The 12524-nt window shown below is 52.3% G+C and carries 11 protein-coding genes; 6 read left to right on the top strand and 5 right to left on the bottom strand.

Annotation, left to right across the window (positions count from 1 at the left end; translation table 11 throughout):
- Nucleotides 1-42: 42 nt before the first annotated feature.
- Entirely contained in the window at nucleotides 43-849 is an 807-nt protein-coding gene (locus CWE01_RS20225; protein WP_100942314.1) for a hypothetical protein, read from the top strand.
- Nucleotides 850-1280: 431 nt separating this feature from the next.
- On the opposite strand, the gene CWE01_RS20230 is transcribed toward CWE01_RS20225, so the two are convergent.
- Nucleotides 1281-2669: a hypothetical protein gene (locus CWE01_RS20230; protein ID WP_100942315.1), complete on the bottom strand. Its 1389-nt coding sequence runs from the start codon at nucleotides 2667-2669 to the stop codon at nucleotides 1281-1283.
- A gap of 797 nt (nucleotides 2670-3466) precedes the next feature.
- Between CWE01_RS20230 and CWE01_RS20235 the strand changes: the two genes are divergently transcribed.
- The 3 genes from CWE01_RS20235 (at nucleotide 3467) to CWE01_RS34345 (ending at nucleotide 8423) form a co-directional block, all read left to right on the top strand.
- Nucleotides 3467-6364 carry a DEAD/DEAH box helicase gene (locus tag CWE01_RS20235; protein ID WP_100942316.1) on the top strand — a complete coding sequence of 966 codons (2898 nt, stop codon included), beginning with the start codon at nucleotides 3467-3469 and terminating at the stop codon, nucleotides 6362-6364.
- 1228 nt (nucleotides 6365-7592) lie between these two features.
- Nucleotides 7593-7808: a hypothetical protein gene (locus CWE01_RS20245; RefSeq protein WP_100942318.1), complete on the top strand. Its 216-nt coding sequence runs from the start codon at nucleotides 7593-7595 to the stop codon at nucleotides 7806-7808.
- A gap of 414 nt (nucleotides 7809-8222) precedes the next feature.
- Nucleotides 8223-8423 (top strand): DUF6124 family protein, encoded by a 201-nt coding sequence (locus CWE01_RS34345; RefSeq protein WP_371315584.1) that lies wholly within the window; start codon nucleotides 8223-8225, stop codon nucleotides 8421-8423.
- Nucleotides 8424-8579: 156 nt separating this feature from the next.
- On the opposite strand, the gene CWE01_RS20255 is transcribed toward CWE01_RS34345, so the two are convergent.
- Both CWE01_RS20255 and CWE01_RS33925 read right to left on the bottom strand, forming a co-directional pair.
- Nucleotides 8580-9101, bottom strand: a complete 522-nt coding sequence (locus CWE01_RS20255; protein WP_157815247.1) for a hypothetical protein — start codon at nucleotides 9099-9101, stop codon at nucleotides 8580-8582.
- 124 nt (nucleotides 9102-9225) lie between these two features.
- Nucleotides 9226-9576: a hypothetical protein gene (locus CWE01_RS33925; RefSeq protein WP_256346923.1), complete on the bottom strand. Its 351-nt coding sequence runs from the start codon at nucleotides 9574-9576 to the stop codon at nucleotides 9226-9228.
- A gap of 446 nt (nucleotides 9577-10022) precedes the next feature.
- On the opposite strand from CWE01_RS33925, the gene CWE01_RS33330 reads away from it, so the two are divergent.
- Nucleotides 10023-10292, top strand: coding sequence for a hypothetical protein (locus CWE01_RS33330; RefSeq protein ID WP_157815248.1), 270 nt, complete (start codon nucleotides 10023-10025; stop codon nucleotides 10290-10292).
- Between the two features lie 103 nt (nucleotides 10293-10395).
- On the opposite strand, the gene CWE01_RS20265 is transcribed toward CWE01_RS33330, so the two are convergent.
- Nucleotides 10396-10692: a hypothetical protein gene (locus CWE01_RS20265; protein WP_100942320.1), complete on the bottom strand. Its 297-nt coding sequence runs from the start codon at nucleotides 10690-10692 to the stop codon at nucleotides 10396-10398.
- A gap of 468 nt (nucleotides 10693-11160) precedes the next feature.
- Here CWE01_RS20265 and CWE01_RS20270 point away from each other — a divergent pair, with 468 nt between their 5' ends.
- Nucleotides 11161-11760 (top strand): SagB/ThcOx family dehydrogenase, encoded by a 600-nt coding sequence (locus CWE01_RS20270; protein WP_100942321.1) that lies wholly within the window; start codon nucleotides 11161-11163, stop codon nucleotides 11758-11760.
- A 122-nt stretch (nucleotides 11761-11882) separates the two neighbouring features.
- On the opposite strand, the gene CWE01_RS20275 is transcribed toward CWE01_RS20270, so the two are convergent.
- The gene (locus CWE01_RS20275; protein WP_100942322.1) at nucleotides 11883-12206 is read right to left on the bottom strand and encodes a hypothetical protein; all 324 of its coding nucleotides are present in this window, start codon (nucleotides 12204-12206) and stop codon (nucleotides 11883-11885) included.
- Between the last annotated feature and the right edge of the window lie 318 nt (nucleotides 12207-12524).

Below are 12524 nucleotides of genomic sequence, written 5' to 3' on the forward strand. Positions count from 1 at the left end.
CTTGTTCGCTAGCTAACCGCCTGCTGAGGATAAGGAAAAATAATGATTTGCATTGCATGTGGTACTGAAAAGGAGGCCCTTGCTAACAGCCATATGATACCCAATTTCATCAGGAAAAGACGCACCGGCGAGGTGCGGGCAGATGGAAGTAAAAAATATTCCTTCAAATGGATTGATCGAAAGGACTTACCAAAACAGGATCTGCCTAAGCCGAACCTTATGTGCGAGAAATGCGACAACGACCTTGGGGCAAGGGTGGAAAATGGAATCGCAGCATTGCTCATGCCCAATTGCGTCGACGTGCACGAAGAGTGGGAAAAACTCCCCATATTTCCGCATGAAATAAACGATGTCTTCGACGAGCCATTAACCTTGGGAGTTTATGATTACCCTCTTAATGAGCTATGGAAGCTCGAAAAGTTTGCACTTTCCGTAGCATGGCGCGCCCTGCACGACCTATCGGAAAATGGCGAGGCATGCTCAAGCGCGTTCTTGGGCTCCGCACGAGGGTCGAATATCAACAAAACGGTCGTCCGTCATCTATTCCACAATGACGAACTACCAAACCCCTATTACACGCTGCAAACAACCTATGACGCGTCTATCTATTATTGGTCTCCGAACACAGTAGCGTTGATTACAAACAAAGTTGATGAAATGCCCTTTGCATGGACGGAAGTGACGGAGGATGATGAGTTTCTTGGTGTGGCAGTCATGTTTGCTTACTGGGTAATCGTTTGGCCATTGTTCGAACATGACAGTTCACAGTATTACGCGAAGCTCAAACGACTTAACAAGCTTTGCTTTTGGGATTGGTGGGGTCATGTGCACAAGCAGTTGAACAGCTAATAAAACCGGGGGCAAATTACCATTTTTCACAAAAACGAGGTCGGTCTTAGTGAATTTTAGACCGGGACGTAGGTCTGCTTTTGGCCGCTCTCTGCCCGTCACGACGGGCGGGAGTCGGCCACAAGCCGTCATTCACATGCGTGTTCGGTTCGACGTTCAAGTGTCGGCTCCGTATCCGGCACCGGCCACCCGATCGTCGAAGACGATCGCTCAATTATCAGCCTAGGCTGAGGTTCGTCAATCGACTTGGCTATGCGCCGCTGCACTCGAGCGATCTCAGGGCCACCACGCTGGTAATCGACACCGCGGCGATACGCGTGCGCCATGTCAGGGCCGTGCGGTTTCAGACCGACGCACGTCGGGTTTTCCGGCATCGGATAACGGCTGGAACACGGAAGTACTAGCCTCCTGAGGCAGGCTTCACGCGCCCGTCACTCCATTTTTGCCGGCTCTGGCACGGTCAATGGATAAGACTTGTCGGGCCAACCTTCGGCGGCATAGTCGGTATAGTGGCCGCTGTACCCTATGACGTGGTACGTGACCTGGCACAGCAGCACCTGGACGCTGTGAATCCGGTTAAACTGAACCTGGTAGGCGCCCTCGTCGGGCTTCGCCAGGTCTGCGAGCTTGGGGTGAACCTGGGTGTTTCGAAGTTCATTCCATATCTTGATATAGGCCTTCTCGACCTTCCCTTGCGTTGCAAGCCACTTGAGCCTGGCGGGCGGACCCGGGGGGCGTTCCAGCGTACTTAGTAGTCCCAACAGTCTGTCTTTCATCTCTTTAAGGGCAGCTTCGCCCTTAACGTACTCCTTCACCCGATTGACTGCGTCCTGAGTTTTCGCGTTGCCTTCCGGATCCTCCGGTAGCAATACGAGGCTTGAGACGGCCTCAAGCGCGACCGAAACCCCCATCGCCCACGCATCGATGGAGTTGGCACTCGCTTCCCGGGCGTTATACAGGTGGTAGGCAAGCGGGTTCCATTGTGTCTTTGCGCTGCTTCCAACGACATACACCAGATAGGCATTGAATAGCTCCCATCCGTGTTGCCTGTAAATCATGGAAGCATGTTTGATGGGCGGGCAGAAGTGCGGATGAGGCGAGACTCGTCTCGGTGAAATGAGGTCAAGATGCAGGGAACCCGGCCCGCACGTCACCAGGGCCCTATAGGTTGCGGTTTTGCCAGTGATGAACTGGAGCGATTCCTGAACTCGCCAGTGGAAGTCCGGGGGGAACGGCTTGCCTGCCGTTGCCCCAAGCACGCTTCGCCCCGATCCTTTTCGTACCCGCACCGTGAAATGCGCGTCGCAGGAGTCAAACTCGGCAGTGTCCGTAACGTAATGTCTGCCGTCGCTGGCCTCGACCTCACTCCATTGGTCGAGGGGAACGTCGTACTCTTCAAAGAAGTACAGTTCCATGCAGTGGTTTTCCTGCGGAATGTGTGGAAATGCGGTCAGTGCCAGCAGTTCCCCGCTAACAAATTCGGGCTGGCCGGTAGACATATCCCATGAAGGTTTGGGGACCAGGCGTGACGCGCGCAGCGTGGTGCCGTCCTTAGCCTCAGCTTCGAGGTTGAAGAAGGTTTCGTCGCGATGAATCTTGCCGACATGGCTGAGGTAGTTCTTCAGGCTGCCAAGCGGCGTCACGTTCGCGTGCCCGGTGACGTACAGCTTGTAGACGATTACCCCATCAGAGGTTTGCCGGATATAGCCTTTTCCTTCGTATCGCTCGCCACCTTCCTTGTTTTGGGTCAGGACTATGCGCCTGCAATCGAGGTCTAACTGACTGAGGCGAAAATCCTCGATGGTTGTGTCGATGTTCATGTGTGAACTCGTTCTTCAGGGGGGCCATCCCCGCGAGGAGATTCTGGATGGAGCTTCGCAGGCGGCAGCGCCACAACCGGTAGGGGCCGGACGGCGACAAGGTAAGCGCTCAGAATAGCGTATTCGTCTTGTACGGGATCGTGAGCCAGTCGCCCAACTACAAGTCTGGCCGGATCGACCGCCAAAGCCATCATAGCGTCGATTCCTTCATCAGCTATCGCAAAGATGACAGAAGGACCGCTGTACCTCAAAACCAGACGTCAACCGAGGATGGTTTGCAATGACCGGAGCGGGTCGACTTCTGCCTGTCGCGACCGGCAGAAGTCGGCCGATTCTGTTGAAAAAGTCGACCCGGGCTGGCGGTCCATGCATTGAGCGGTGAAAACGTCATTTTTGCACGCTGCTACGTGAAATCTGAGTCCTGTACCCTCTGCTCAAAATATGGATTTCAATCTCAGACGCGTACTTTTCTTTCGTGAAAGCCGAGACCGACTTTTTCAACAGAATCGGCCAGAACCAGTCATTCGGTCTCTGAGAAACTAGGCGCGATTTAAAGTGGTGGCAGGGAAAAGCGAATCCACTACATGATCCAGTGTAATTCTATTAAAAATTATGTAGTTACAGATTATATGGCTATGCATTTTACCGCCCTGTTTTTCCCAGATTGCCGCTCTGACGCTTAGTAGGATGGCCAATATGGCCATTTAATGCTACGTATGCTTCTGCCGGATTCGGACACTCGGCGCCCAGATTGCTCTGGGCGCTTGCACCCCAACGCATGACAGGAGTTGCTAGGCATGAGGGATACCTTTCCAGTAGAACACGGTCTGTCCGCATCTGTGGCCGATGGGTTGGTCTACCGATCCGAGGGGGCGATTTCCCTCACTGATGTTCAGTACCTCGCGTTGGAGTCTGGCGTGGCGCATGGACAAAGCATGCTGGTGGTTTCCCCTACCTCCACGGGAAAGACTCAAATTGGGCTCTGGGCTATTGCTGAAGGACTGCTCGCTGGGAATAAAACAGTTTATTTGGTGACCCATCGCGCACTGGCCAAGCAGAAATTTGAAGACTTCAAAACGTTGTTGTTGGACAGATATTTGGAGGGCGATGGTGCTTCCATAGTTATTGCCACGGGGGACTATGTCGAAGATGCCACGGGACAGTATTCTGCGGCTCCTCTAAGTGCTCCTCTGGTAATTGCCACATATGAAAAATATTTAGCGCTACTGTCGGCATCTGGGGTGCCGAAAAGCATGCAAAATACGATTGTCGTGTGCGATGAAATTCAGCTGATGGGAGACGAAAACCGCGGGCAAAATGTTGAAGTCCTTTTAACACTTATGCGGAACGCGGGTTGGAAACAGTTTGTAGGATTGTCAGCAGTTTTAAAAAGCAAGGACGCCCAGGACTTAGCGAACTGGCTGCGGGTTCAGCTTATTTTCGAGCAAAAGCGCGAGAAACATTTACGGTATGAATGCTGGATTGGCGATCAGATTTATTCAGTAAGCAGTGCGAAACCTGATGTGATGGAATCGGACAAGCGGCTGCCTGCTGGAGTTAAAGCGGAAACGATTTCAGCTTTAACATATCTGCTTAAGCAAGATAATCCACCGCTTCCAATCATAGTTTTTTGCATGAAAAAGCAAGATACTTATGATCTTGCTGAGGCTTTTGTAGCTTCGTACCACAAGGGTAAGCAAGGACAGTTGTCGTTAGAGTTCGATACCTTGCCTGAAACTTCAGCTAACACGATGCTGGCGAAGATACTGGATCTCCGAGTTGCGAGTCATAATGCGGATTTGACTGACGAAGAGCGAGGAGTAGTGGAGCGTTACTTGTCAGAAAACAAGCTGGATGTTGTATTTGCTACAAGTACTTTAGCAGCAGGTGTGAATTTCCCTCTAGGGGCAGCAGTATTTGCTAATTGGGAACGTTGGGACGGCCAGCAAAGGCAGTATGTCGCAATAGATAGCGCAGAGTTCCATAACATGTCCGGGCGGGTCGGGCGTATGGGGTTTGAACATGCAGAAGGGCGTGTAATATATTTTGGTACCGGGCCGCAACGCGCATTAGCTACAAGTTATCTATCAATAGAGCAGCTTCCTGAAATCAAAGCGCGGATTGTGCCTGCTAGGTTCGGTCAGCTTTCACTGCAACTGATATCTTCAGGGTTGTGCAACAACAGAGCCGAGCTTGAAGAGCTTGTTTGCACAACGTTCAGTGCGTTAAGGGAAGAAGATAACAACTTAACTGCATTTAAGACGTGGCCGAGTAAAGTCGGTCTTGCTCTGGCCGGGTTGATTGATGCTGGCTTCGTCGTTGAAACATCTGGTGGGGACCTAAGCCCTACGCCTGTGGGGCGAGCGGTCGGGTTCAGTGGTTTGCTACCTGAAACTGGGGTGTTTTTAATCAACTTTCTGTCTAGGAAATCACTTTATTTGGCAGAGCTCATTGGGCATCTTGAATCGACGGATCTCAAGTCCAGGCTAGAGATGCTTATCTTTTCCGCATGCTTATCCAGCCCTGAGTTTCGTCCGAGAAATGGAGTTAAACCTACTCGGTTCCTGCCTTATCAGTTGAAAGATCCCATTTATGATGCGCAGCACCTCGCAGATGACCTAATGGAATCAATTTGGCAAGTTGATCCAGTACCTACTAATGCGGCATGGTTGTGCCAGAAATGGACTAGCGGTGTTGAGATTAGGGCAATCGAGCGTGAAGTTAAATCTCTGAGTGCTGGCGCTGTCAAAGAAATGAACAGAAACCTATCCTGGGTCCTACAAGGCTTAGCTGGGATAGCTATGTCCGCCGCCGATAAGCGCGTGCCGCCAGTTCTTCGTCCGCCACAATTAAGAGCGGATGATACTTTGCTGCGCGCTATATCTAAGCTGACGCGCTACATTCGAAGATTAGCATACAGAGTCCAAGAGGGATTGCCGGACGACATTCTCTGGATGACAGGCGTATCTGCGGCGGGTAGTGCTTTAAAGCTGTATAGGCATGAAATGTTGCTCTTGAAGCACCATGGAGTCACAACGCCGCAATTGCTTATGCTTGGCAGTCCTGAGGCGAATTCAGCAAGAGTTTTAGCTTTTGTAAAATCTAAGCCTAATGCGCAAGCTAAAGCAAATTGGGTACGAGACGCTTGTCGAGATTGGAAAGTTGGCCAGCGGAAGCGAATGTCTGTGAGGCATCTAAAACGAGCTAGCAGATGCGAGAGCAAGGTTCTAATTGAGAACTATTATGAGGCAAAAGGTGATGCATTTGAAGTGGCGTTCGAACAGGTGCTTGTTCAGCTAGGTGTAGCGTTTGAGAAATTAGATGACAAGACAAAAACTGGAGCGCCCGACTATCTAGTCAAATTCTTCGATTCGCCTTCGGTTGTGGTCGAGCTAAAATCGAAAGAGGGAGATAAGCTTGTCGATTACAATAAAGCGGTAGAGGTTTTAGCGGCCTCCGAAATTCATAGCTTTAGAGATTGTTTTTGCGTGACTCTTTGCCATCCCGGAGTAGATCCGAGTGTGCCACAACAAATTGCATCCTGTGGCCGGTTAAGCGTAGTTGAAAGCGGGGATTTGGGTGAGGCTCTATTGCGATTGTGCGAGGGAAGCCTAACACAACAACAAGTGTGGCAGTGGCTCTGCACTCCTGGGCAAGCCGTCGCAGAAGACCTGCCATTTCGTTTGTATAATTGATTAGTTTCTAAGAGGAATTTGTGAGACCTATAGCCCTGCTATTTCTAGTAGGGCTGAAGGCTTTATATCTAGTGCTTCGGCGATCTTGATGACGTTCAAAATTGTGATGAGTCGCCCATGGTTTCGTGGACATTTCCGACTGACTGCTTATGGCCGATTCTGTTGAAAAAGTCGACCCGGGCTCGCTGACCTTGTATTGAGCGGTGAAAACGCCATTTTTTCACGTTGCTACGTAAATTCTGAGTCCTGAACCCTCCGCTCAAGACACAGATTTCAATCTCAGACGCGTACTTTTCTGCCGTCGAAACCGAAGCCGACTTTTTCAACAGAATCGGCCGATAGCTGCCCGTCGCGAATGGCTGCTACTGGATGATAGCCTGCTGACGGCCGTACTAGACTGGCCACCACTGCCCACTAATCATTGCACATGGGCATCTTCTTTCCTGATCCTTGGGTGTGCCTACATCAAAGCCCTTATTCTCCCTTTTGAAGCGTTACACCGGTTGGTCTAGTAACACTCCTCAAGACTGACGCGCCGAGACCGTGTTACTCATGAATTCGTCAACAAATACAGCATGTTAGAAGCTACAGTTACACCAGTAACATGAGTAACACCGCTTTGAGGGCGACATGCATCCCCGCTCCCCTGAAGCATCAATCCCACCAGCGGACGTTAGGAGCAGATTCCAAAGTATGCCGGGCCCCTGAGGTATTCATTAGGACACGGGGTCGGAAACCCGCGGGACTGTGTTAGCGAGAAGGTGCCCAGCTTAGTGAACAGGTGAACCGGGTGAACACACTGTTCACCAGTGCAAACGCACAAGGTCTTGAGAAGTCGCCGGGGACCCTGAGCAAATCTGAAAGACACGGGGCAGATAACCCGCCGGATCTCGTTAGTGGCTGGGCTCAAAAGTTAGTTGACTGGTTGACCGAGTTGACCGATCCAATCGTTCACAATCCTGAACGAAACCAAAGACCGTTACAGATCCGGTAAGGATGCCTTTTTCTCTTCAAGGTCCTTTCAATTTCAACGTTGAAATTTCAGTAAGCTGATGCGGCTGCCTCTACCACGATCACGCGGGTTTCCGACCCCGTGCTTAAGGAAGTCTCCCAGGGTCCCCGGCTCCATTCGGCGGCCCGAAGCATATTCGAGCCTGCTGGTATGCTCCCCCCTGGAGCTGGATGTAGATTGCCTACCTAGATCCGATCACATCGCCGGAGGAAGACCATGGAAGAGAAGGCACTACTCGCCTCCCTACTCAAACGCTTCAATGAGAACCAGTTGGCGCTGGGGGCAGCCATCGAGGAGCTTTCCAATTGGGTGGAACAACGGGGATCCACTGATGTTGCAAAAAACGTCAGGGCCGCATTAGAGACGCTGGACGACAACATGGGATTCATCACTCTCGCACTCGCCTCTCTGGCGGCAGAGGGGGGAGCTTGATGGAGCTCACTCCTGCCCAGCAATGCCCTGCACCGGCTCAATTCATTGAGTCTGGTTCAGGTCAACAGCAGCGCCCTTGTATGCCTACGTGTATGCCTAACTGAATAGCAAACAAACAAACCCTTTAAATACAGTACCTTTAGCGACTGGTTCAAATGACTGTGTACCACCAAGTACTAAAAACGGCTTACCGAAAGGTAGGCCGTTTTTTTATGCCTGGAAAAAAGTGGTGGGATTGGCGTTTCAATAACCGCTTTCGTTGTTTCGATTATTTCCCGAGATCAGCAAGACACCTCCCTTTCCCTTGCCTGAAATTTCCTAGAAGCCTCCACCCTGTTGTACCGACCCATTTCAATAGCTAGCCTTGAGTCGTCACCGCCAAATCAGTGACCGGGTTTAGCAGCCCAAAGTCGATTGGCGCACATTGGAGATTCTTCATGTTCAAGGTACGTCAACGCCAGCTCAATCCTCGACTCCGCTGCCGCCACCACCTATGAAAATGCCGACAACCTCACAGGCGCCAACCGTAAGGTGGCAATGGGCATCGTGCATCTGATTGAGCTTGCACAGAGGCAGGTGGACTCTGTGATTGAAGAAACTGCCGTGTTGGACTGACAAGAGCAGAGCGATGGGAGATGCGGGCTAAATGTCCTGAACCATCGCTATTAGCAACACAAAAAGCCCCAGGCACTTTTAATGCTCCGGGGCTTCTTATTTCTCTGCTCGAAACAATTCGGTAGTGGTGAGCAAAATACCTTGGGCAGATGCTCATCAATCTCCGTTTGGTATCGCTCGACCTCCCCCGACAGCGGCAACCGGATTGGGATGCGGGATGTATTTGGCGTTGAGAAGCGGTGCCGACTTCAAGCAGATCCAGCCGCTCTCACCAGCGTCTCCAGCCGCCAGGTATTTGGTATTGATTTTTACCAGAAGCCATCCACCGCGCCGCGCCCATTTGGCCGAGTTTCGCGCAACAGATGTAAACTCAGGCAGTTTCTCTTGAGGAACCCCGGGTCGCGATCCACCTACCTGGCTAATCACTTGCTCTAGCGTGGGTTTCCCACAGGCCTCGTTTTCAGGCTCTCCACCAGCGCTGCCGGCATTGATTGCAGTTAAACAGCTCTCCTGCCCTCCACCCCTCACCAACCAAACATCTATATGTTGATTTTTCGCGATAGCATTTTCAATCAATATGCTCCTGGTCACTATAGCGTCAAGGTAGGTGATACGCCCCTCCTCGTTCAGTATGGCAGGAGCTTTTGGTGCCTCCTTCTTTTCCTCTTCCCCATCCATAATGCCGCCCGACGTCGCCCTATGTAAGAAATGCGAGTATAGATGGCTGTCGTCGTACCGAAACAAGACTGATCGAAAATGGATAACGAAAGCCCCGATCCAAGCAAAGCTTGTCGTTCCCGCCCTACCCTGCACCGCCCATACACTCGGCGGTACTCGCAAGAGACGTCCCCGCCTGCTGGACAAGCTTTCGCCATTCCTCACTGGTGATGAGATCCGCGCGCTCCATTTCGTCGGCCCTCTTCAACAGCATGAAATATTTATCCTCCACACGTGTTTCGTTTACGGCCAGAGTGAATAGCTTGCGCCAGGCTGTCATGGCCAGTCTTCGCTGCGCTTCTCTCATTGCGGCCTCTAATTCGTGGTCTATAGAGGTAGAGGTCAAGCCGATGGCAGTGTTCAATGCAACATCACGCCAGGCGACCAATGGTGAAGGTACGCCACGAATGCTAAAAATCAGGCTCGGGCTCGTCATGCACTTATTCTCTTTTAACTATCGACAAAGCCTCCTTATAAGCAATAAAAAGCCCCAAGGCACTCGCCATGTTCCAGGGATTTTTTATTTATAAAAATACAGGGATGACCGACATAAAAACAACTACAGTTCTAACAGCGGCCACGACTCACCTTCAATAAAGTTAAACGCTCACTGACACAACATGTTGAGTCTCATACACAGGCCGGTTCTCTTTCACCTCCACGCCAGGATCAAAAGCAAGTTAAACAGTGTACAAAAAACGCCACACAGACCCGACATGACGCAGATAAATCAGACAAAGTGGTGGTGTTAACCTCAGGTTGTCTTCGGGACTATCCCGCAGCCGGCCCCTCTGAATGGTCAAATAATTCAGAGACTACAAATGACTACCTGCGCCTCTTGTTCCGACTCACGCAGGCTTTCCCAGTATTCCGGAGGTAACGATGTCCATCGGTGCAATCTCAGCTTCGATTTCAACCCCCACCACCGCCACTACTCAAGCCGCGACTACCGCAGCGAGCCAGTCGGCTACGCAATCCGCGACTGCCAGCACCACCGCTAGCGGCACCACGGCAACCCATAAGCACCATCACCGCCACGCCGAACAAAGCAGCAGCACCAGTAGCAACAGCGAGAGCACAACCGCATCGGCCAAGCCTTCTGTAAGCGGCAACGGCCAGAGCATCGGCGAGACCATCAGCGTCACTGCATAAGTGCTGTTGAAGTCCGTCAAAACAACAAACCCCGCTTCGGCGGGGTTTGTCGTTATACGGTAGGACCTGCGTCATCAAGCACGTGGCGATGACTCACAGGCGCCTAACGTGTTGGAACCGGCTGGTAGTAGTAGCCCGGCGGCGGCGGCGGCGGTGCCTGGTAGTAAACCGGCTGCGGTTGCTGGACGTATACCGGCTGCGGCTGAACATAAACCGGTTGTTGAACGTAGACCGGAGGCTGGGAGTTGGCGACAACCGTCCCCACTACCGCGGCGCCGACCACGCCACCCAGGACGGCCGCGCCCCAACCGTACCCACCACGGGCCTCAGCCTGCCCCGCAACGGCGAGTACGCCCAGGAGCACGACGGCTATTTTTGCTCTTGAGAGCGGAGTAATCATGATAAGTCCTCTTTTTGCACCGAACCGGCTATTTTATAAACTCTCCGGGAATATCTCTCAGACCGTTTTTTCCGGGTAATACGTCACGCGCCAAAGTAAATACTTGGTAAATCCTGTACCCGATTTGTTACCTGAAACTTTCCATCGCTGCCCGGCAGTTCAAAGAATGCAGAAATCACCCCATAAATGAACTGATTACGCCATTTCAACGCCAACTTCCGACCACTTTTCTTGTATATAAATCGATACCCGATATAAAAATCAGCACGCCCTATCGAATGCACCAGGGTGACGGAGGCATGCCTATACCCTCGCGCCCATCATTTTGACCACGCCTCGAGGGAATGGAAAGCGGCAGGCGACGAGGCCAGAGCCAAGGCTGATGCCCTGCAGGGTGTCATCAAAGCGCCTCATTCCCCCCGACAGATGTCTGCTACTGTCAGCGGAACTCTGCATGGATGGCCATTGATGGATACTCAGAACACTGCTCTGCTGAAAGACCTTCTGTCCGCGCGGCGAAGTGTCAGGACCTTCACTGAGAAGCCCCTGAGCTTGACCGCTCTGGACGCGTTTCTTTATGCCGGACAGGGCCGCACTTCTAAGGACGGGAAGCGAACCGCACCCTCCGCGCACGCCCTGCATCCACTCACCTTGAGGGTGGTCGTGCGTCAAGTCGAAGGGCTAGTGCCCGGGGTATACCTGCACGACTCCCCGACAGGAAAGCTCTCCCGAATCGGCGATCTGATCGATCAGGGGACGCTGAGCTCAGCGGCTTTAGGTGATGAACAGTGGTTGGAAGACGCCCCAGCCGTCATCGCCATCGTCGCCCAGCGGGAAGTGGCCATTGATCGTTTCGCGGAGCAACAAGCCGACGGCCTGAGGGGAGCACGCTACGTTGATTTCGAAGCTGGGGCAGCCGTTCAAAATATGTATCTGGCTGTCACGGCAGCAGGTCTGGGCGGTGTGGTCGTGATGGGCTTTGATGACCTCAGGATGAAGGAAGCCTTGCGCCTTGAACGTCCTCTTTTTCCGGTCGCCCTTTTCTGCGTAGGGCATCCTCTCAAATAGAACGACGGCGCGAGGGTGTCAGCCAGGCCCGACCTTATTTGCCGCGCAAACAAAACAGGTCCCGTTTTCAGGCGGGACCTGCGTCGCCAGGGACCTGGCAATGACCAGCGAACCCAAAACCCTTAACGCGGCGCCGGAATCGGTTGTGGCGCGTAGTAGTAGCCCGGAGGCGGTGCCTGGTAGTAGACCGGCGGCGGTTGCTGGATATAGACCGGCTGGGGTTGGACGTAGACCGGTTGTTGAACGTAAACAGGCTGCGAGTTGGCAACGACCGAGCCCACTACGAGACCGCCGACCACGGCACCCAGCAGGGCCGGCCCCCCCCAACCCCAGCCTCCACCGTGGCCGTAACCATAACCGTACCCACGGGCGTCCGCCTGCCCTGCAATGGCGAGTACGCCAACGAGCAGGACGGCCACTTTCATTTTTGAGAGTCGACTAATCATGATAAGTCCTCTTCTTTGCACTGAACCGGATTTAATAATATCTCCGGACATACTTTTCAGACAGTTCTTTTTGATGAATTCGTAACGCGCCAAAGTAAAGACTAGGTAAAGTTTGTAGCCCATTCGTCACTTAACACTGAAACCGAATTAAATACCCGTATCGGGCGGTTTCATGAATACGAAAATAAACCCACAAATGAATGGCTTCCGCGCTTCCATGCTCAACTTTTGACACCTTTATATGTATATAAAACCATACTTCATATTGCCATGATGGCACTTGCGCGGTCGCCCGCCCTGGTCGTGGCCGCACGGGTC

This window comes from Pseudomonas sp. QS1027, from assembly GCF_002814235.1.
Classification (GTDB): Bacteria; Pseudomonadota; Gammaproteobacteria; order Pseudomonadales; family Pseudomonadaceae; genus Aquipseudomonas.